General features: G+C 64.8%; 22 protein-coding genes and 1 pseudogene. 7 read left to right on the top strand and 16 right to left on the bottom strand.

What is annotated here, in order from left to right; all coding sequences use genetic code 11:
* The first annotated feature begins 33 nt into the window (after positions 1-33).
* The 4 genes from SO139_RS13915 to SO139_RS13900 all read left to right on the top strand — a co-directional run bounded on the left by SO139_RS13915 (position 34) and on the right by SO139_RS13900 (position 2,773).
* The gene (locus SO139_RS13915) at positions 34-618 is read left to right on the top strand and encodes a GNAT family N-acetyltransferase (protein ID WP_449381413.1); all 585 of its coding nucleotides are present in this window, start codon (positions 34-36) and stop codon (positions 616-618) included.
* Between the two features lie 15 nt (positions 619-633).
* Positions 634-804 carry a hypothetical protein gene (locus tag SO139_RS13910; protein WP_449381414.1) on the top strand — a complete coding sequence of 57 codons (171 nt, stop codon included), beginning with the start codon at positions 634-636 and terminating at the stop codon, positions 802-804.
* 88 nt (positions 805-892) lie between these two features.
* Positions 893-1,282, top strand: a complete 390-nt coding sequence (locus tag SO139_RS13905) for a RidA family protein (RefSeq protein ID WP_449381415.1) — start codon at positions 893-895, stop codon at positions 1,280-1,282.
* Positions 1,283-1,330: 48 nt separating this feature from the next.
* Entirely contained in the window at positions 1,331-2,773 is a 1,443-nt protein-coding gene (locus SO139_RS13900; protein ID WP_449381416.1) for a homospermidine synthase, read from the top strand.
* A 273-nt stretch (positions 2,774-3,046) separates the two neighbouring features.
* Here SO139_RS13900 and SO139_RS13895 read toward each other — a convergent pair whose 3' ends face one another.
* The 11 genes and pseudogenes from SO139_RS13895 to SO139_RS13845 form a co-directional block, all read right to left on the bottom strand.
* The gene (locus SO139_RS13895) at positions 3,047-3,394 is read right to left on the bottom strand and encodes a hypothetical protein (RefSeq protein WP_449381417.1); all 348 of its coding nucleotides are present in this window, start codon (positions 3,392-3,394) and stop codon (positions 3,047-3,049) included.
* A 98-nt stretch (positions 3,395-3,492) separates the two neighbouring features.
* The gene (locus tag SO139_RS13890) at positions 3,493-4,209 is read right to left on the bottom strand and encodes an MgtC/SapB family protein (RefSeq protein WP_449381418.1); all 717 of its coding nucleotides are present in this window, start codon (positions 4,207-4,209) and stop codon (positions 3,493-3,495) included.
* A gap of 146 nt (positions 4,210-4,355) precedes the next feature.
* Complete coding sequence (locus SO139_RS13885; RefSeq protein WP_449381419.1) at positions 4,356-5,375, bottom strand: WD40 repeat domain-containing protein; 1,020 nt, start codon at positions 5,373-5,375, stop codon at positions 4,356-4,358.
* Positions 5,375-6,439: a CobW family GTP-binding protein gene (locus tag SO139_RS13880; RefSeq protein WP_449381420.1), complete on the bottom strand. Its 1,065-nt coding sequence runs from the start codon at positions 6,437-6,439 to the stop codon at positions 5,375-5,377. The genes SO139_RS13885 and SO139_RS13880 overlap by 1 nt, the downstream gene beginning before the upstream one ends.
* A 153-nt stretch (positions 6,440-6,592) precedes the next feature.
* Positions 6,593-7,462, bottom strand: coding sequence for a metal ABC transporter substrate-binding protein (locus SO139_RS13875; RefSeq protein ID WP_449381421.1), 870 nt, complete (start codon positions 7,460-7,462; stop codon positions 6,593-6,595).
* A gap of 8 nt (positions 7,463-7,470) precedes the next feature.
* Positions 7,471-8,337 (bottom strand): metal ABC transporter permease, encoded by an 867-nt coding sequence (locus tag SO139_RS13870; protein WP_449381422.1) that lies wholly within the window; start codon positions 8,335-8,337, stop codon positions 7,471-7,473.
* 6 nt (positions 8,338-8,343) lie between these two features.
* Positions 8,344-9,099: a metal ABC transporter ATP-binding protein gene (locus SO139_RS13865; protein WP_449381423.1), complete on the bottom strand. Its 756-nt coding sequence runs from the start codon at positions 9,097-9,099 to the stop codon at positions 8,344-8,346.
* A 2-nt stretch (positions 9,100-9,101) separates the two neighbouring features.
* Entirely contained in the window at positions 9,102-9,338 is a 237-nt protein-coding gene (locus SO139_RS13860) for a hypothetical protein (protein ID WP_449381424.1), read from the bottom strand.
* 106 nt (positions 9,339-9,444) lie between these two features.
* Positions 9,445-9,946: pseudogene (locus tag SO139_RS13855) on the bottom strand (hypothetical protein).
* Positions 9,943-10,554 (bottom strand): permease, encoded by a 612-nt coding sequence (locus SO139_RS13850; RefSeq protein ID WP_449381425.1) that lies wholly within the window; start codon positions 10,552-10,554, stop codon positions 9,943-9,945. The pseudogene SO139_RS13855 and the gene SO139_RS13850 overlap by 4 nt, the downstream one beginning before the upstream one ends.
* 380 nt (positions 10,555-10,934) lie before the next feature.
* On the bottom strand, positions 10,935-11,531 hold the full coding sequence (locus SO139_RS13845) for a superoxide dismutase (RefSeq protein WP_449381426.1): 597 nt from the start codon (positions 11,529-11,531) through the stop codon (positions 10,935-10,937).
* A gap of 240 nt (positions 11,532-11,771) precedes the next feature.
* Between SO139_RS13845 and SO139_RS13840 the strand changes: the two genes are divergently transcribed.
* The 3 genes from SO139_RS13840 (at position 11,772) to SO139_RS13830 (ending at position 14,324) form a co-directional block, all read left to right on the top strand.
* Positions 11,772-12,299, top strand: coding sequence for a GNAT family N-acetyltransferase (locus SO139_RS13840; RefSeq protein ID WP_449381427.1), 528 nt, complete (start codon positions 11,772-11,774; stop codon positions 12,297-12,299).
* Between the two features lie 81 nt (positions 12,300-12,380).
* Entirely contained in the window at positions 12,381-13,802 is a 1,422-nt protein-coding gene (locus SO139_RS13835) for an MATE family efflux transporter (protein ID WP_449381428.1), read from the top strand.
* A gap of 81 nt (positions 13,803-13,883) precedes the next feature.
* Positions 13,884-14,324, top strand: coding sequence for a DUF2147 domain-containing protein (locus SO139_RS13830; RefSeq protein ID WP_449381429.1), 441 nt, complete (start codon positions 13,884-13,886; stop codon positions 14,322-14,324).
* Positions 14,325-14,381: 57 nt separating this feature from the next.
* Here the strand turns inward: SO139_RS13830 and SO139_RS13825 are convergent, their stop codons facing one another.
* The 5 genes from SO139_RS13825 to SO139_RS13805 all read right to left on the bottom strand — a co-directional run bounded on the left by SO139_RS13825 (position 14,382) and on the right by SO139_RS13805 (position 18,480).
* The gene (locus SO139_RS13825; RefSeq protein ID WP_449381430.1) at positions 14,382-15,527 is read right to left on the bottom strand and encodes a DUF3095 domain-containing protein; all 1,146 of its coding nucleotides are present in this window, start codon (positions 15,525-15,527) and stop codon (positions 14,382-14,384) included.
* Positions 15,528-15,727: 200 nt separating this feature from the next.
* Complete coding sequence (locus tag SO139_RS13820; protein ID WP_449381431.1) at positions 15,728-15,922, bottom strand: hypothetical protein; 195 nt, start codon at positions 15,920-15,922, stop codon at positions 15,728-15,730.
* Positions 15,923-16,147: 225 nt separating this feature from the next.
* Positions 16,148-16,870: an SDR family NAD(P)-dependent oxidoreductase gene (locus SO139_RS13815; RefSeq protein WP_449381432.1), complete on the bottom strand. Its 723-nt coding sequence runs from the start codon at positions 16,868-16,870 to the stop codon at positions 16,148-16,150.
* A complete protein-coding gene (locus SO139_RS13810; RefSeq protein ID WP_474801258.1) occupies positions 16,863-18,248 on the bottom strand; it encodes a class I adenylate-forming enzyme family protein in 1,386 nt (461 codons plus the stop codon). The genes SO139_RS13815 and SO139_RS13810 overlap by 8 nt, the downstream gene beginning before the upstream one ends.
* The gene (locus tag SO139_RS13805) at positions 18,235-18,480 is read right to left on the bottom strand and encodes an acyl carrier protein (protein ID WP_449381434.1); all 246 of its coding nucleotides are present in this window, start codon (positions 18,478-18,480) and stop codon (positions 18,235-18,237) included. The genes SO139_RS13810 and SO139_RS13805 overlap by 14 nt, the downstream gene beginning before the upstream one ends.
* Positions 18,481-18,515: the final 35 nt, after the last annotated feature.

Below are 18,515 nucleotides of genomic sequence, written 5' to 3'. Positions count from 1 at the left end.
TTGTCCGCAAGTTCAAGCGAGGACTGACGTGTCATGACTGCTCTTCGGAAGCCACAGGTCGCCCTCACCTCGAAAGCCGCTCCGTTCGCGATCCGTGCGGAGCGTGCTGCCGACGTTGCGATGCGTGAAGCGCTGCTCGATGCCTGCTTTGGCGAGAACCGCCATGGCCGCACCTGCCAGCGCCTGCGCGACGGACGTGCACCCGCCGCAGGCCTTGCCCTGTCGGCGTTGCGCGAGGGGAAGCTCGTGGGAACCGTGCGGCTGTGGCACGTCAGCGCCGGAGGCAGGGCTGCTCTGGTCCTCGGACCGCTCGCGGTCGATCCTGCCTGCCGCGAGTTCGGGATCGGCGCCGCGCTGATGCATCAAGCGCTGGCCGCCGCCCGGGCGCGCGGGCATGCCGCCGTGATCCTGCTCGGCGACGCCCCCTACTACGCCCGCTTCGGCTTCTCGGCGGAGAAGACCGGCGCGCTTTCACTGCCGGGGCCGTTCGAGCGCGAACGGCTGCTCGGCCTCGAATTCGAGGCCGGTAGCCTGGATGACGCCTGCGGCATGATCATCCCGACCGGCGCTGCGCTGCCCAAACGGCGGGCGGCGCGCCCGCACGCGCACGCGGCCTAAAGGGCGACGTCCATCATGGCGAAGACCCCGGCCGCATCCAGCGGTGATGCCCGTCCGCGCCTGCGCAGCCTGATCACATCGGTGCTGTTCGTCCTGATCGCGGTCATGATCGTCAGGGACATCCTGGTGCGACGGTGGAGCGGCTCGCCGCCGCCGTCGCAAGGTACGACACAGCACTCCCGCTGAGCTCCTTTCACTGCCGTTTCGGGGGTTGCGCAGGGCCCCGAAAGGCCCTTTAACCCCGCGAAACACCCCTTCAGTCGAGGTCGAACAGATGTCCCGTCGCCTGATTTCCACCGGCTCTCCCTTCGAGAAGACCGCCGGCTACAGCCGCGCCGTGATCGACGGCGACTTCGCCTTCGTCTCCGGAACCACCGGCTACGACTATGCGACGATGACGATGCCGGCCGATGTCACGAGCCAGTCACGTAACTGCTTCAAGACCATCGAGGCCGCCCTGAAGGAGGGCGGATTCGACATGGCCGACATCGTCCGCGTGACCTACTACCTCACCGACGGCAGCGAGGCCGACGCGCATTTCGCCGTCTGCGGCGAAGTCCTCGGCGACATCCGCCCGGCCGCAACGCTTCTCGTCGTCTCAGCGCTCTATAAGCCCGAGATGAAGGTCGAGATCGAAGTCACCGCCAAGCGCCGCAGCGCCTGATCCACCCCTCACCCTTTGTCTGCCAGCACGTTCCGGAGAAACCATCCCATGAGCCCTCCCTCGCAGATCTACGCGAAGATCACCGGTCCCATCGTCATGGTCGGCTTCGGCTCCATCGGCAAAGGCACGTTGCCGATGATCGAGCGGCATCTCGACTACGACAAGTCGCGCGTCACCGTGATCGATCCCAAGGACGAGGGCCGCAAGGCACATTGCGAGAAGCAGAATGTGCGCTTCATCCAGAAGGCCGTAACCAGGGACAATTATCGCGAGTTGCTGACCCCGCTGCTCACCGAAGGCGGTGGCCAGGGTTTTTGCGTCAATCTCTCGGTCGACACCGGCTCGACCGACATCATGGAGCTCTGCAACGAGCTCGGCGCTCTCTACATCGACACCGTCAACGAGCCCTGGCTCGGCTTCTATTTCGATGCGTCGAAGGGCCCGGAAGCGCGCTCCAACTACGCCCTTCGCGAGGTGACGCTGGCCGCCAAGAAGGCGCGGCCCAAGGGCTCGACGACGGCCGTCTCCTGCTGCGGCGCCAATCCCGGCATGGTCTCCTTTTTCGTCAAGCAGGCACTTCTCAATGTCGCCGCCGACCTGAAGCTCAATGCCCCCAAGCCGAAGACCAAGGCCGAATGGGCGGACTTGATGCGGCAGGCCGGTGTCAAGGGCATCCACATCGCCGAACGCGACACCCAGCGCTCCAAGAAGCCGAAAGAGCCTGATGTCTTCGTCAACACCTGGTCGGTGGAAGGTTTCCTGTCGGAAGGCGTGCAGCCGTCCGAGCTCGGTTGGGGCACCCATGAGAAATGGATGCCCGAGAATGCGCGGACCCACGAAGCTGGCTGCGGCGCTGCCATCTATCTGATGCAGCCCGGCGCCAACACGCGCGTGCGCACCTGGTGCCCGACCCGCGGCGCGCAGTATGGCTTCCTCGTCACGCACAACGAGTCGATCTCGATCTCCGATTACTTCACGGTGCGCGACGCATCGGGCACGGCGATCTATCGACCGACCTGCCACTATGCCTATCATCCGGCTGACGATGCCGTGCTGTCGCTGCATGAAATGTTCGGCCGCGCCGCGAAGATGCAGGAAAAGCACCACATTCTCGATGAGAACGAAATCGTCGATGGTATCGACGAGCTCGGCGTGCTGCTGTTCGGCCACGACAACAATGCCTACTGGTATGGCTCGCAGCTCTCCATCGAGGAGACCCGCAAACTCGCGCCCTATCAGAACGCCACCGGCCTGCAGGTGACCTCCGCCGTGCTCGGCGGCATGGTGTGGGCGCTGGAAAACCCGAACGAAGGCATCGTCGAGGCCGACGAGATGGATTTCGATCGTCTGCTGGAAATCCAGATGCCGTATCTCGGCCCGGTGAAGGGTTTCTACACCGACTGGACGCCGCTGACGGATCGTCCGGGACTGTTTCCGGAGGATATCGATACCAGCGATCCCTGGCAGTTCCGGAATATTTTGGTGCGCTGACGACACGCCTGCGTTATGCCCTGCCAAGGCGGGGCATCAAAATGTCGAAAACAACCCCATGCACAGTAGCCGGCGACGGCTGGCGTGGGGCGTTGCGGGTTCTGCGAAACCACTGGCGCGTCGGGCAAATCAGCCGGGATGACGCCACGATCTCCACCCTCATTCCGGGGCGACGCGACAGCGTCGAGCCCGGAATCCATCCTGCCGCAGAGTTAGCGGATAGATGGATTCCGGGCTCGCGACTTCGTCGCGCCCCGGAATGACGGTTGGGGGCTACTTCTCCTTGATCGACGGCTCCTTGATCGGCGGGGCGATCTTCTCGGCGGGCGCTTGTGGCAGCACCGGCTTCGCCGCACCTTGAGTCTGCGGATCGGGCCGCGCGGGCTCGGGTGCTGGGGTGGTGGGGCGGTCGCCGCCTGGCTTTGACTCCGCGGGCGTCTTGCTCTGATCATCCGGCGTCGGCGTGCCTTGCAGCGGCTGCGTGGCTTGAGCCATGTGTTGCCGGCTCTCGGCCCGGATCTGCGCCAGCGACAGGCCGGAGATCAGGACGCCCGCCCCGAACAGGACACAGGCGATCAGCAGATCCCGGTGAAATCTGAGCTTGTCTTGCTTACCGGCCATCTCAGCTACCCCGCGAATTCGTCCGCAGTATCAACGAAATGGCCGGACCGCAGTTCCGCGGGGATGTCGCCGCAGGGAACCCCGCCGAAACGCTGCGTTCAGTCCGTCGTGCTGACTTCCCAGGTGGCGTGGCGCACGCCGGAGTGGCGCTGCATGTCGACGGCCACGGCGTTCAGTTCGTTCGGATCGACCGCGGTCGCGACCAGCTTCGCAACGATCTCCAGGATGTCGTCGCCGATCTCGACAACCTCGACATCCGCCACGGGATATTTCGCGCTCTCGAGCTTGTCGACGAGGCGGTCGCGCATGTCGGGCAAGGCTTCCGTCGTGACCGCGACCTTGAAGTAGTAGGTCGCCTCCAGCGCCTTCTCGTTCAGCGGGATGCGGTTGATTGCGTTCACCAGGGGACGCAGCAGCGTGTTGCCCGCGATGATGAACACCGTGAGTGCGACAGCCTGCGCGACCAGGTCGGCGCCGGCGCAGGAGCCGACGGCGGCCGAGGCCCAGAGCGTCGCCGCAGTGTTCAACCCGCGCACGTCCATGCCCTGCTTCATGATGACGCCGGCGCCAAGGAAGCCGATGCCGGAGACGACGTAGGAGATCACGCGGACCGCGCCGTCGGCCCCTGTCAGATGCATGGCGAGATCGACGAAGGCGGCGGCGCCGACAGCGACCAGCACATTGGTGCGCAGGCCCGCGGTGCGCTGGCGATATTGCCGCTCGGCGCCGATCAGCGTTCCCAGCACGAAGGCCGTGAAAAGGCTGACCAGCGTATCGAGGAAGTCTGCAAGCTGGAAGGTCGTCAGAAACCGCATGGGTTCGCGCCGCCGTTTGAGAGATGCGGTAGGGTGGGCAAAGGCGCGCTGTTCGCGCGACGTGCCCACCACTTTTGTCTCGCGGAGCGATGGTGGGCACGGCGCAAGGGCACCTTTGCCCACACTACGGCCGGAACGATGAAGAATTAAAGCTCCAGAACGCCGCCGTCCCCATTTTCGTCGGCGAATGCCAAGAGCGTCCCCTTGGCGTTCCAGGCGAGCGCGGCCACGGCCGGTGTGCCGTTGCGGCGGACCAGGATCTCCGCGCCGTCCTCCAGACGCACCATCAACACGGTGCCATCGCTATAGCCGGCAGCGAAGATGTCGTTCTTCGGATGGCAGGCGACCACCGACGCGCGCGCCTGCAAGGGCGCGAGCATCGCGGGCTCCTTGCCCATCGGACCGTCCTTGCTTGCGAACGGCCACAGGATCACGGTGTCGGCGCCCGAGGTCGCCAGCGCCTTGCCGCCCGCGCTCCAGGACATCGAGCGGACGCGGCCGGGATAGCCGGTCATGCGCATGTGCCTGTTATCGGCGAGCCGCCAGCCATGCAGCGCCGGCTCGTGCATCGCGGTGACCAGGAATTTGTTGTCCGGGCTGAAGGTGACGGCGAGATGCGAGCCGGCCCAGGGCAGGAATTCGGCACTCCCCGCCATGTTGGGAAACCACAGCGTCGCGCCGTTGTAATGCGCGATCGCAAGCCGCAGACCCTTCGGCGCAAAGGCGAGCCCGCCGACGGTCGAGGGCACCTCGATCGACTTCTCTTCGTTCTTGCCGCTCTTGACGAAGGCAAACTTGCCGGCCGACCAGGCGAAGGCGCCGTCGGCATGCAGCGCCACCGCATCGATCCAGCGCCGCTTGGGATCGGTCGCGAGCAACGTCACGTCGCCCTTGGCGTCGAGCGCTGTGACCTTGCCGTCGTCGCCGCCCATCACGAGGCGCTTGCCGTCGCTCGCGGTCGAAAGAATGCCGCCACTATGGACGGCGACGGTGCTGATCTCGCCCTGGCTATCCACCAGCGCAACATTCTCCTCGCCGCCGACGAAGGCGGCGCAGTCGGCCAGGAAATGCACAGACGTCACGGCCATCCCCAGCGCGACCGGCTTGACGCGGTCGGTGACGGAGACGATCGAGGGTGAATCGGGAGCCGGCGTAAACTCTTTCATCACGAGACGATGCAGCTCTCGAAGCCTTCGCGAATGGCCTGTTCCGGCAATTCGCGACCGATGAAGACGAGACGGCTCTCGCGCGGCTCGCCCTCCTTCCACTTCCGCTGGTGATTGCCCTCGAGCATCATGTGCACGCCCTGGAAGACATAGCGGTCGTCATCATTGTGGAAGGCGAGGATGCCCTTGGAGCGCAGGATCTTCTGGCCCTCCACCTGCACGAGGTTCTGGAGCCAGGGCATGAACACGTTGGGATCGAGCGGCTTGTCGGTCTTGAGCGAGAGCGACTGCATCTCCTCGTCGTGATAGTGCTTCAGGCCGTGGCCGTGATCATGGTGGTGGTGATGGTCATGTCCGTGATGGTGGTGATGATCATGGTCGTGGTCATGATCATCGGCCTCCAGAAAGTCCGGCTCGATGTCGAGGATGCGGTCGAGGTCGAAGGCGCCGCGGTCGAGCACGTCAGCCAACGCCACCGAGCAGCGCTCGGTGCGGTGCAGCTTCGCATAGGGGTTGATGCCGCGGATGCGGGCCTCGACCTCGGCGAGCTCTCCCTTGGAGACGAGGTCGGTCTTGTTCAGCACGATCACGTCGGCAAACGCGATCTGGTTCTTGGCCTCGGGCGCGTCCTTCAGACGGTCGGAGAGCCATTTGGCATCCGCAACCGTCACGACCGCATCGAGCCGCGCGTTCTTCTGCACGTCCTCGTCGACGAAGAAGGTCTGGGCGACGGGCGCCGGATCGGCAAGACCCGTCGTCTCGACGATGATGGCGTCGAACTTGCCCTTGCGCTTCATCAGCCCGTCCATGATGCGCACGAGATCGCCGCGCACGGTGCAGCAGATGCAGCCATTGTTCATCTCGAACACTTCCTCATCGGCGCCGATGATGAGGTCGTTGTCGATGCCGATCTCGCCGAATTCGTTGACGATGACGGCGTACTTCTTGCCGTGATTTTCCGACAGGATGCGATTCAAAAGCGTGGTCTTGCCGGCCCCGAGATAGCCGGTCAGCACGGTCACGGGAATCTTTTCAAGAATCTTGGGGGCGGTCGCTTCAGACATAACAACTCCGGGGTCGGGCTTGTCGCGCGACGCGAGGCGGGGTGGCCCCTGCCCTAAAGCGCGATGAATCTAAGTTGAATCGTCATCGCGCTTTAGCCCTTGCTTGAGCACGATCTTTTCGGAAAACCGCTGCACACTTTTCCGGATCGTGCCCTAATGGTCAAGCGCGCTGGTCAGGGCCTTTATATTGTGCCTGACCATGTCAATGTAAGTGGGGGCAGGCCCCTTTTCGCCCGTCAAACCGTCCGAAATCAGGGTCCCGCCGACCTTTGAGCCGGTCTCCGCCGCGATCCGCCGGATCAGCCGGTCGTCGCTGATATTTTCGAGGAACACAGCCGGGATTTTTTGGGCTCGGATCTGGCTGATGATCCCTGCGATATCGCGGGCGCTGGGCTCGGTTTCGGTGGAGACGCCGAGCGGAGCGATGAACTGGATGCCGTATTCGGCGGCGAAATAGCCGAAGGCATCGTGGGTGGAGATCACCTTGCGCCGCTCCGGCGGGATTTTTGCGATTGCCTCGCGCACCTCGCGGTCGAGCGCTTCGAGCTTTTCCAGATAGGCTTTGGCTTGCCTACGGAAAACGTCCGCATCCTCAGGCGCGGCCGCGGCCAGCGCGGCGGCGATGTTGGTCACGTAGGCTTTCGCGTTGGGGATCGATTGCCAGGCATGCGGATCGGACTCCGAACCGAGCTTGAGCGGAGCGATGCCGGCGCTCGCCGTCACCACGGTCGCCTTGCTGCCTGAGGATTGTACGAGCCGCGGCAGCCAGCCCTCCAGGCCAAGCCCGTTGACGATGACGAGCCTTGCATCCGCGATGCGCTTCGCATCACCCGGCGCCGGCGTGTAGACATGGACGTCGCTGTCGGCACCGACCAGCGTGGTGAGGTTGATGCGATCGCCGCCGACGTTGCGAACGAAATCGGCGAGGATGGAGAAGCTCGCGACCACGTTGAGCCGCTCCGCCGCTTGAAGCGGCGAGGCGAACAGCAGGAGCGCAACGGCGAGGAGCAGGAGGCGGCGCATCGCTGAAATCAAGCCTCCAGATGCCGGCCCGGAAACATCTGCCGGACCAGCCCGCCGACGCTGCCGAACAGCACGGAGAGGACGTAGAACACGGTCGCCACCAGGATGATCGCCGGCCCTGAGGGAATCCGCGTCTGGAACGACAGCACGAGCCCGGCATAGCCCGAGACCCCTGCGGCGATGACCGCGATAGAGATCATCGCGGTGAGGTCGCGCGACCAGAACCGGGCGATGCCGGCAGGCATGATCATCAATCCGACCGCAAGCAGCGTGCCGAGCGCCTGAAAACCGTTGACGAGATTGATGACGACGAGCGCGAGAAAGGCAAGGTGCGCCGGTCCCCCGGCGCGACTGACGGTGCGCAGGAACAGCGGGTCGACGCTCTCGATCACCAGCGGACGGTAGATCACCGCGAGCACGAGCAGCGTGATCGTGGCGTTGAAGGCGACCACCAGCAGTGTCTGGTCGTCCATGGCGAGGATGTTGCCGAACAGCACATGCAACAGATCGATATTGGTGCCCTTGATCGAGACGATGGTGACGCCTAGCGCCAGCGAGGCCAGATAAAAGGTCGCAAGCGAGGCGTCCTCCTTCAAACCGGTCGAGCGCGCGACCACGCCGGCGAGGATAGCGACCGCAAATCCCGCAATCAGGCCGCCTGCGGTCATCGCGAACAGATTGAGGCCGGAGAGCAGGAAGCCGATCGCGGCACCAGGGAGGATCGCATGTGCCATGGCGTCACCGACGAGGCTCATCCGCCGCAGCATCAGGAACACGCCGATCGGCGCGCCCGCGAGCGACAGCGCGACCACGGCAGCGAGCGCGCGCCGCATGAACTCGAATTCGGTGAAGGGGCCGATCAGCGCGTCATACATCGTGCGTCATGCCGCCTGCGAGCGCTCGTCATCGTCGGCGCAGGCCGCCGCGCTGTCGTCGAAGGCTTCGCACATCCGCATCGCGACCATCAGGTTCTCCGCCGTCAGCACCTCGGCGGTCGCGCCCCAGGCCACCGGGCCGCGCGCAAGCAACAGCGTTTGCGGGAAGTGCGCCCGCACCATCTCCATATCGTGCAGAGCGGCGAGCACGGTGCGGCCCTCGCCATGCCAGCGCGTCACCAGCGCGAGCAGATCGGCCGTGGTCTTGCTGTCGATGGCGTTGAAGGGCTCGTCCAGCACGATCAGGCGCGCATCCTGGAGCAGCACGCGCGCGAACAGCACACGCTGCATCTGCCCGCCGGACAGCGTGCCGATCGGGCGATTCTCGAAGCCGTTCAGCCCCACGGCGGCGATCGCGCCCAGGATCTTCTCGCGTGCGGCCTTGCCGATGCCGCCGAACAGGCCGATCCCACGCCACAGCCCCGTGCCGACGAAATCGAACACCGAGATCGGGAAGCTGCGGTCGATGTCGGCGGTCTGTGGCAGATAGGCGATATCGCGCGGATCGAGTCCCCCGAGTTGGATGCTGCCTGCCAGCGGCTTGAGGATGCCGACGATGCCGCGGAGCAGCGTCGACTTGCCCGCGCCGTTCGGCCCGATCACCGCGACCAGCGCCCCACGCGCGATCTCGCCCTTGAGGTGGTGCACCGCCGGGTGGCGGTCATAACCCAGGGTGACATTGTGGAAACCGAGCGCCGCCATGGTCACCTCATCGCCAGAAAGACCACGCCCCAGAGCACCACGCAGACGGCCAGTGCCGCGGCTAAGCGGCCCACCATGGTCATGCGCAGGATCGACCAGGGCGCGGCCTGGGCGGGATGCGGCGCCGAGGGGTCGTGGACATGGGCGTGCGTGTGGTCGTGCCCATGGGCATGGGCGTGGTCATGAGAGTGGCCCTGGGAATGGTCGTGATGGTGGACGTGGGACGCGGCGGGAACCATTTGGGAATGTTATATTATAACATTACCCCTGTCCACGCCGACCTTACCCGTCATTCCGGGCGATGCGAAGTATCGAACCCGGAATGACGCCAACATTTGCAGCCTCTCAGGGCTTGCCGATCACCATGGCGATGGCCGCCGCCACGAACGGAAACGGCACCGAGACGGCGCAGCGGAACCAGACGAAACGGGCCGGCATGAACGGGATTTCCCCACAGGATCACCCGCTGGAAGGCGAACAGCGCCCAGGCGACGACATAGGCGACCACCTGGGGGACGCCGCCGCCGGACTTCAACGCCACCGCGCCGATGGAGAATCCGATCACGGGACCGCCTGGCGTGGCAGCCCCAGCGACCACGGCGGTGACCACCCCAAGCCAGCCGCTATCGGGGCCGAGCCAGCCGGTGATCACCTCCTGCGGGATGATCGCGGCGATGTAGCCGGAGCCGATCACCCCCAGCGCGATCCGCGGCACGATGTTGACGAAATCCATCGCCCCCTCGCGCAGCGAGGCCTTGAACACCGGCTTGCCGCGGCGAAAGGCGATCAGGCCGACGCCGAGCACCGAGCCCCACAACAGGATATCGATGAGGAGTGCTGCGCTCACGTCTCGTCGTCCCCTGCGTCACGCTTCGGATAGAGCCGGACATAGACGAAACGGCCGAGCGCCCCCGCGAGCACCGGCAGCGGCAGCGAGATCACGATCCGCCACAGCGTGAAATCGGTGCCCATGATCGGGATTTCCCAGGCGACCGCCCGGCCATAGCCGATCAGGGTCCAGCTCACGACCATGGCAATGGTGGCGCCGAAATCGGCGCCGACCGCGAGCAGCGCGCTTGCCACCGGATAGGCGGTGAAGGGCCCGCCCGGCAGGATCGCGCCAAAGGCGGTACCGATCAGAAGGCCCATCAGGCCGGAGTTCGGCCCGAGCGAGCGCGACACCTTCTCGTGCGGCAGGATCTCCGAGATGAAGGCCCCGAGCAGGCAGCCGGCGAGCACGCGCGGCAGGATGCCGCCGAATAGCGAGAGATCGTGGGTGAGAATGTCGAGGACGCCGTCGGCGCCGTCTCGCCGCCAGACCAGCGCCGCGCTTACCGCCACCAGACCTGCGATGATGATCGTCGACCAGCCGATCGGCTTGCGGATGCGCCCCGGCCGCGGCTCGGACTCCGCGTCCTCGGCAGGCGTCGGATTGTTCGGGGAAGGTTCTGACAACGGCTCGGGTCGGATCGAGGGGATATCCGTTCTGCTTAAGGGTGCCACTGACGCGATGCAAACACAGTGATGGCGGGAGCGATGCGCGCCTCGCGCAGGGCTATGCCGAGCAACAGCAATCGCATGGCGGATCGCCTTCCTTCGGCACGCTCGCTCCACAATCTCGTCATGCCCGGGCTTGTCCCGGGCATCCACGTTCTTCGTCCCGCGGGAAAGGTCGCGGATGGCCGCGGGACATAGGCGGAGCGGAAACGACGCCGTCCTTCGGACGGCTATGCCCGACCATGACGATGTGGAAATGTCTGTGCGCGCGAATTCCGCACAGCAAAAAAGGCGGTCACACAGCGACCGCCTTCTCGCTTGTCAGGTGACGTGAAGCCTCATGCCTTGTCGAACAGCGACTCCACGTATTCCCAGTTCACGAGGTTCTCGACGAACGCCTTCAGATAATCCGGACGGCGGTTGCGATAGTCGATGTAGTAGGAGTGCTCCCAGACGTCCACGCCGAGGATCGGGGTGGCGCCGTGCACCAGCGGATTCTCGCCGTTCGCCGTCTTGGAGATCTCGAGCTTGCCGTTCTTCACGGACAGCCAAGCCCAACCGGAGCCGAACTGGCCGACGCCCGCCGCCTGGAAGTCCGTCTTGAACTTCTCGAAGCCGCCGAGGTCTTCATTGATCTTCTTCTCGAGCTTGCCCGGCAGCTTGGTGCCGCCGCCATTGGGCTTCATCCAGCTCCAGAAGTGGATGTGATTGTAGTGCTGGCCCGCATTGTTGAAGACCGCGGGGTTCTTCCCGAAGGAGCCCTTCACGATCTCCTCGAGGGACTTGCCTTCCCATTCGGTCCCCTTCAGCGCGTTATTGCCGTTGGTGACGTAGGCCTGATGATGCTTGTCGTGGTGATATTCCAGCGTTTCCTTCGACATATACTGGCCGAGGGCGTCATAGGCGTAAGGGAGTGGGGGGAGCGTAAAGGTCATGGCTTGTTGTCCGCAACTGGGTGGGGAACGTGTTCTAACGGTCACCCCTTATAGAAGGTTCCTGCGCCGTTAAATACCTTAGAATTTGCGAAACCGCATGGCGCGGTCGGCATGGCCTGAATGCTCAAATTCAGCTCAGAACAAAAGCTTCGCGGGGGCTGATGCAAAATATCATTGCCTTTGAAGCGTTTAAGAGAGAACGAATGCGCCGTTGCGCGGGAAAACAGGAAGAGCGGCCCCATGAGCATCGAGATCGACATCTTGAACGGCGACGCCTCATGGCAAATCGCCGAGCCGCTGTTCAAGGCAGTCTGGCCGCGTGATGCCGTCGAGAAGCGGCCCTGGAGCCACATCAAGTGGGCCGATACCGAGCTTCGCGTGTTGATCGAGGCGCCTGAGGGCGGGCTTGCCTGTCATGTAGGCATCTACTTCCGCACCATCACCTGGAACGGCCGCAAGGTTCATGTTGGCGGCATCGGCGGTGTCTGCACGCGCGAGGATTGCCGTGGGCGCGGCTACGCGACGCTTGCTATCGATGCCGCTGTTCACACAATTCGCGCCAACGAGGCCGTCCGCTTCGCGCTCCTGTTCTGCGAGCCGCATAATTTCGCATTCTACCAGGCCCGTAACTGGCATCCTTTCACCGGCGATGTCTATTGCGAGCAGCCGGAGGGGCGGATCCGCTTCGATTGTAGCGCACCGTTCGTCTTCGATGTCGTCCGCGCGCCGCGCCTGGGCACCATCGACCTATGCGGCCTGCCGTGGTGAGCCCTGCTTGAATGGAGGGCTGGCGCTGACGATGTCTGCATTATAATATGTCGTCCATCATCTAATTTCGCCCGGTGACACATGACGATAGACGCCCCCATAGACGCCGCACCGTCACGTGCCCCGGCCGCCTCGCGTGCCCCGGCCGCCTCGCGTGCCCCGGTGACGTCGCCCATCGCCAGCCTTTTGATCGCGCCGATCCTGCCGACGCTGCTCAGGTTGGCGATCCCCAACATGATCGCGATGGTCGGCAGCACGCTGGTCGCGATCGCCGAGACCTCCTATATCGGCCGGCTCGGCACTATTGCGCTGGCCGCGATCGCGCTGGTGTTTCCCTTCGCCATGCTGACGCAAATGATGAGCGCGGGCGCGATGGGCGGCGGCGTGTCGTCCGCGATCAGCCGGGCGCTCGGCGCGGGCGATCGAAATCGCGCCGCGACGCTGGCGCTGCACGCCGCCATCATCGGCATTTGCGGCGGGCTGTTCTTCACCGTGATGATGCTGCTGTTCGGCCGCAGCTTCTTCACGCTGCTCGGCGGCCGCGGCAATGTCCTGGAAGAAGCCTGCAACTATTCGCAGGTGCTGTTCTCCGGCGCGATCGCGATCTGGCTGGTCAACACGCTTGCCTCGGTGATCCGCGGCACCGGCGACATGCGCCTGCCCTCGATGACACTGATCGGCGCCAGCCTGGTGCAGGTCGCGGTCGGCGGTACGCTCGGGCTCGGCCTGTTCGGCGTGCCGCAACTCGGCATGCGCGGCGTCGCCTCCGGCCAACTCATCGCCTTCACGCTCGCGGCAGTCTTCTTCGTCTGGTATCTGCTCGCCGGCCGCAGCAGCCTGGCGCTGAATTTCAAGGCGTTCCGGTTCGAGCGCGGCATGTTCCTCGACATCCTCAAGGTCGGCGCGGTGGCCTGCCTGTCACCGCTGCAGACCGTGCTCACCATCCTGATCTTCACGAAAATTCTCGCAAGCTTCGGTACCGAGATGCTCGCCGGCTACGGCATCGGCTCGCGGCTGGAATTCCTGCTGATCCCGATCACCTTCGCCTTCGGCATCGCCTCGGTGCCGATGGTCGGCATGGCGATTGGCGCCGGCCAGTTGCAGCGCGCGCGGCGTGTCGCCTGGACGGCGGCGGCAGCGGCAGGCCTCATCGTCGGCCTGATCGGCCTCGTCGTCGCGCTCGATCCGGCGCTGTGGGTCTCGCTGTTCACGCGCGACGCCGGCGTCACCGCCGCTGCACACAGCTATTTCCACTGGGCGGGGCCGGCCTTCGTCTTCTTCGGCGTCGGCGTGTCGCTTTATTTCTCATCGCAAGGTGCCGCGCGCGTCGGAGGTCCGGTGCTTGCGTCCACTGCGCGGCTCCTGATCGTTGCCGTCGGCGGTGCCGCGCTCACGACTGCTCAGGCGCCGGCCTGGACACTGTTCGCTCTGATCGGCGGCGCCATGGCGGTGTTCGGGCTGTCCACGGCAACGTCCGTTGCCCTCGCGCGCTGGGGCAAATGAACGCAGGAATGTGATTGCAGCCGCGCGTTGCATGATCCTGATTTGCTGCTATGGAGACGCCTCCATTTTCCGGGGCTCTCCATGATCCGCAGATTCGCTGTTCTCGTCGCCTGTCTCGCTGCGCTGTTCGGCGCGCCTGCCGCACGTGCGCAGAGCGCCGATGCGAGCGGGACCTGGCTGACCCAGGCGGGCGATGCACGGGTGAAGGTCAGCAAATGCGGCGGCGGCATCTGCGGCGTCATCGTCTGGCTGAAGGAGCCCTACGACACCGCGACCGGTCAGCCCGCCAGCGACAGCAAGAATGCAAATCCCGCGCTCGCCAGGCGCCCGCTGATCGGATTGCCGTTGTTCAGCGGCATGCAGCCTTCAGGAGCGAACAAATGGTCGGGGCAGATCTACAACGCCGATGACGGCAATGCCTATGCGAGCAACATCTCCGTCACCGGCACTGATACGCTCCGCGTCGAAGGCTGCGTCGGCGCGCTCTGCGGCGGCGAAACCTGGACGCGCGTCGGACGCTGACTGCTCACATCTCCCCAGCGGGGAGAGGTGAAGCCACAATCCGCTTCTGGAATGGCGTCACGCCACCATCGCCTTCAGCGCCGTCGCCGCCGATGCGTAGCCGCCCCGGGCTCCGTCGATGAAGTGGACGTGGTCGCTGCGCAGCGCTGAGGGCGTGAAGCAGGTCATCATTGCCGCATCCTGCCGGTGCAGGCCGTAGCGCACGACACCGCTCTTCGCCGCGGCTGCGAGTCGATCGCTCAAGTTGCGCTCGAGCTCAGGCGTGCAGTCGAGGATCATGCGCAGCCCGTCGTCATATTTGCGGAAGTCCGAGTTCTCGACGACCTGCCGCGTATAGGTCTTCGGCACGAAGCCGCCGACCTTGATGTCAAAGCGCACGATCATGTAGGCGAACAGTGTATAGGCCAGCACGCTGACGCGGCGCTTGAGGAGCGAGCCGCCGCGCCTGGCGCGCGCCTCGAAGTCGAGCCCCTGCGGCGGCCATTTCAGCGGCGGGCCCTGCGGCGGCACCGGCCGGCCCGCATCCGGACTGCGCTCGACGAGATGGATCACATCCTCGATCACTTTGCGGAAGGCAGGCGGATCGGCACCGCGCGCCGGCACCACCAGCACCGACAGGATGAGCCCGCGCGAGGCCGGGATCTCCTCGAACCGGCAGGACAGGCCGGACAGATCAGGCTGCGTGTCGTCGGGCGCGTCCAGAACCGCGAACTCGCCGCGCTTCATCGCGGCTTCAGCCCACCCCAATCCCCCGCCGGAGAACATCGCATAGGACAGGTTGGCCGACGGCCCGAAGCGTGCGACGCGCACGTCCAGCCCTTGCGCGCGGATCGCGCTGACCGGCACCAGCGCGACGCGCATCTTCAGATCGAGATCCTGCCTGACCCAGGTCGCCGTCGCGGCCAGCGCCTCACGGGCACGATCGAGATCGCCGGGCCCGACCGCAAAGCTCGCGCCGTCGCCGCCGAACACGAAGGGGAATTCCCGTCCCTCCAGCGCGTTGGTGACGGCTGCGATCACCGCAGCACCGGCCATGTTGACCGCCTTGTAGCGCTGCGCGGCAATCGCCTTGGTCGAATCGACGATGTCGGCCACCCCGATGGTCCAATCATCCGGCAACGGCGAATAGAGGGAGGGATCCATCAGGCTGGTGAAGCCGCGGAAGACAGCGATGCTGCTGTAGAAGGAGACGCCTGGTGTCATCGCCTGGGACCGATGTGTATCGCACAATCAAGATACGGGGCAGGAATCGATTGGGTTCGCCGGTCGGCTCACCCTGGAGGGATTGGTAATAATTGGCGGAAACAGGTCCGGACAACAAGAGCATCGTTCGCGTCGCGCCAGCGGACGCGATCGGCAAGCAAAACGGATTGGGTCTTTTGCGCGATGTCGTGGAAGCAGCGCTAGTGCAGCTTCTCGTTCTCCGCCACCGAGGGCGCGTGCACGTCATGGCAGCCGATCAGCCGCACGAATTGCTGTGGATACATCTCGTAGCCATGATCGCCGGAATTCTGATGCGACATCGGCTTGCAGTTGCTGATGCTCTCTCTCGCTTGAGATGACTGCGCTGACACCCGGGGAAGGTTCGAAGCGGTCATGCACTGCTCCCTGTCGATTAGGGCAGATCGATTGACGTAAGCCAACCGATTGCGGAGCATCTTAGAACCAAACGCGCTGAAATGAAATTGAGCCCGGTCAATTCAATTTGTAGCGCTGCGGTTCCCCGTTACTGTTTGAGCAATGCAAACGCGTTCCGCGTTTGTCGCCAGCGAAAACCGCTGCACACTTTGCGCTAACGCGGCCCTTCGGGTCCGGATCGTGATCTAAGCGGTATTTCCCGCATCGATTGTGAACACCGTACCCGTGACGTTGCGTCCGCCTTCACCGAGCAGATACTCGACCATCCGCGCGACGTCGTCGGTCTCGGGCAACCGGCGCAGCGCACTGCGGCCAGCGATCCGCTTGCGGCCTTCATCGGAGAGATTCTGCGTCAGCTCGGTATCGATGAAGCCGGGCGCGATCGCATTCACGGTGATGCCGAGCTTACCGACCTCGCGCGCCAGCGATTTCGTGAAGCCGGTCGCGGCAGCCTTGGTCGCGCCATAGACCGACAGACCGTTGTAGCCGGTCGTGGCGATGATCGAGGAGATGTTGATGATGCGGCCTGCGCCGTCGGCCATCATTTGCCGCGCGATATATTTGGTGAGGATGATCGGCGACAACACGTTGAGCTGCACCAGCGCCTCGATCTCGGAATTGTGCATGGTCGCAAGCAGACCCTCGGTGCCGAGGCCGGCATTGTTGACGAGGCCATAGATCGGACCGAACTCGTCGCGCACCAGCTTTGCGAAGGCCGGGATCGCGTCGATCACAGCGAGGTCGCAAGCGCGGAAATGCAGGCGCTTCTCCGATGCGCGCACCGCTGCCGCGAGCTCCTCGGTCTCGCGCCGCGCCACCGCGATCACGTTATAGCCGGCGCCCACCAGGCGCGTCGCGATCGCAAGGCCAATGCCGCGGCTGCCGCCGGTGATGAGGACGTTATGCATCGGTGCGCGCCAGCTTTCCGGCCGGGGTGACGTCGAGCGTCTGGACGAAGCGGATCACCGCCGGCACCTTGTGCGAGGCGAGCTGCACCCGGCACCGGTCCAGGATCTGCTCGCGGATATCCTTCGCCTGCGCCGGATCGGTGCCGTCGGCAAGGATCACGTCGGCCACGACGATGCCGCCGGTGATCGGGCTCTTGCGCGATTTCGCGCGCGACATCCGCACGCCCGGATGACGGTTGATGACCGCCTCGATCTCCTCGGGATGAACCTTCAGCCCGCCGATATTGATGATGCCGCCGCGGCGGCCGACGAAATGGTAGCGGTCGCCGCGCAGCTCTATCATGTCACCGGTGTCGACGAAGCCGTCGTCCTCGGCGAGCTTGCCGGCATTGCGGCCGATATAGGCATGCGCGGTGCGCTTCGACCTGATGCGCAGCGAGCCGTCGACGATCTTCATCTCGACGCCACTGGCGTTCACGCCGATATAGTCGGCGGGGAAACCTTCGAGCCCATCGTTGACGGCAAAGCCGACGCCGGCTTCCGTCGAGGCATAGGCATGGCCGATCGAGGCGTTGGGGAATGCCGCCTTCAGGCCCTCGAGCACGGCCTGGTCTGCGATCTCGCCGGAGAGGCGGACATAGCGTGGCGCAAATTGCGCGGCTGAGCCGCTCATCAGGAGCTTGCGCCAATGCGAGGGCGTACCGGAAATGTGCGAGACACCGCGCGCGTTCAGCCGCGCGACATGGTCCGCGAGAACCTCATGCGCGTCCGACAGCACCATCGAGCCGCCGGAAAGGATCGCGCGCAAGAATATCTGAAGGCCACCATAGCGGCGGATGTCGTAGAAAGTTGCCCAGACCGGCGCGGGGCCGCGCGCGGGCGCCTCGGCCCGGATCGCGCCGGTCAGCGCTTCCAGCGTATGCGCTGCGATCTTCGGCACGCCTGAGGTGCCCGAGGTCAGCATCAGCCATTCGGTGGCGCGCTCGGATTTGCCGGGCGTAGTCGCGGTGAGCGGCAGTTGCGCGATCACGACGAGCGGAAGCGCGCTGTCTCTCCAGAATTCCGGCTCGTCGGTAACGACGGCATCGATCTCCGCGTCGGCAATCAGCGCGCCGAGGTGCGCCGGATTGAGATCCGGCGGGCACAACAGCATGCGCCGGGCGATGCCGTCGAGCTCGATCATGGCAAGGCCGGACTTGAGCTGGTCCGACAGTTTCAGCAGCACCGATCGGCCGGCCAACTCGCCGAGACGGCCGCCCAGGACCGTCTGCGACAGGACATCAGTCAGCGACACCAGATCGTGCGCGTCCGACAGCGTGCGTCCCTTCAGCTCCGCGCCGAGATAGTCGCGGAGTGCAAAGATCTCACGCGGGGACATTTTCGTAGGCCCGCACGAAATCGCCGACGGTCGCGGGGAAGGCAGCGTCCTCGGAAATCGTGAAGGGATCGACGCCGATCTCGTCCTCGAGGCGCGCGACCAGGATCGCGAAGGCGAGCGAATCGAAGCCCGTCTCATGCAGCGACAGGTCGTCCGTCAGCTCCGGCAGCGTGACGTGCTGCTCCTTGGCAATCTGCCTGATCGCTTCAGTGACCTTTAACCTTATCGACATTGCTGCGCTCGCTTCGTGTTTGCTGTTGCTTGGTC

Source organism: Bradyrhizobium sp. UFLA05-89 (genome assembly GCF_059803475.1).
The sequence above is the reverse complement of the archived record's forward strand: the minus strand, read 5'-3'. Positions and strand labels throughout refer to the sequence as shown.

What these genes read in the sequence shown, in the direction of transcription:
- SO139_RS13915 (WP_449381413.1), top strand. Translation starts at nt 34, where the DNA reads ATGACTGCTCTTCGGAAGCCACAGGTCGCCCTCACCTCGAAAGCCGCT.
- SO139_RS13910 (WP_449381414.1), top strand. Translation starts at nt 634, where the DNA reads ATGGCGAAGACCCCGGCCGCATCCAGCGGTGATGCCCGTCCGCGCCTG.
- SO139_RS13905 (WP_449381415.1), top strand. Translation starts at nt 893, where the DNA reads ATGTCCCGTCGCCTGATTTCCACCGGCTCTCCCTTCGAGAAGACCGCC.
- SO139_RS13900 (WP_449381416.1), top strand. Translation starts at nt 1,331, where the DNA reads ATGAGCCCTCCCTCGCAGATCTACGCGAAGATCACCGGTCCCATCGTC.
- SO139_RS13895 (WP_449381417.1), bottom strand. Translation starts at nt 3,394, where the DNA reads ATGGCCGGTAAGCAAGACAAGCTCAGATTTCACCGGGATCTGCTGATC.
- SO139_RS13890 (WP_449381418.1), bottom strand. Translation starts at nt 4,209, where the DNA reads ATGCGGTTTCTGACGACCTTCCAGCTTGCAGACTTCCTCGATACGCTG.
- SO139_RS13885 (WP_449381419.1), bottom strand. Translation starts at nt 5,375, where the DNA reads ATGAAAGAGTTTACGCCGGCTCCCGATTCACCCTCGATCGTCTCCGTC.
- SO139_RS13880 (WP_449381420.1), bottom strand. Translation starts at nt 6,439, where the DNA reads ATGTCTGAAGCGACCGCCCCCAAGATTCTTGAAAAGATTCCCGTGACC.
- SO139_RS13875 (WP_449381421.1), bottom strand. Translation starts at nt 7,462, where the DNA reads ATGCGCCGCCTCCTGCTCCTCGCCGTTGCGCTCCTGCTGTTCGCCTCG.
- SO139_RS13870 (WP_449381422.1), bottom strand. Translation starts at nt 8,337, where the DNA reads ATGTATGACGCGCTGATCGGCCCCTTCACCGAATTCGAGTTCATGCGG.
- SO139_RS13865 (WP_449381423.1), bottom strand. Translation starts at nt 9,099, where the DNA reads ATGGCGGCGCTCGGTTTCCACAATGTCACCCTGGGTTATGACCGCCAC.
- SO139_RS13860 (WP_449381424.1), bottom strand. Translation starts at nt 9,338, where the DNA reads ATGGTTCCCGCCGCGTCCCACGTCCACCATCACGACCATTCCCAGGGC.
- SO139_RS13845 (WP_449381426.1), bottom strand. Translation starts at nt 11,531, where the DNA reads ATGACCTTTACGCTCCCCCCACTCCCTTACGCCTATGACGCCCTCGGC.
- SO139_RS13840 (WP_449381427.1), top strand. Translation starts at nt 11,772, where the DNA reads ATGAGCATCGAGATCGACATCTTGAACGGCGACGCCTCATGGCAAATC.
- SO139_RS13835 (WP_449381428.1), top strand. Translation starts at nt 12,381, where the DNA reads ATGACGATAGACGCCCCCATAGACGCCGCACCGTCACGTGCCCCGGCC.
- SO139_RS13830 (WP_449381429.1), top strand. Translation starts at nt 13,884, where the DNA reads ATGATCCGCAGATTCGCTGTTCTCGTCGCCTGTCTCGCTGCGCTGTTC.
- SO139_RS13825 (WP_449381430.1), bottom strand. Translation starts at nt 15,527, where the DNA reads ATGACACCAGGCGTCTCCTTCTACAGCAGCATCGCTGTCTTCCGCGGC.
- SO139_RS13820 (WP_449381431.1), bottom strand. Translation starts at nt 15,922, where the DNA reads ATGACCGCTTCGAACCTTCCCCGGGTGTCAGCGCAGTCATCTCAAGCG.
- SO139_RS13815 (WP_449381432.1), bottom strand. Translation starts at nt 16,870, where the DNA reads ATGCATAACGTCCTCATCACCGGCGGCAGCCGCGGCATTGGCCTTGCG.
- SO139_RS13810 (WP_474801258.1), bottom strand. Translation starts at nt 18,248, where the DNA reads ATGTCCCCGCGTGAGATCTTTGCACTCCGCGACTATCTCGGCGCGGAG.
- SO139_RS13805 (WP_449381434.1), bottom strand. Translation starts at nt 18,480, where the DNA reads ATGTCGATAAGGTTAAAGGTCACTGAAGCGATCAGGCAGATTGCCAAG.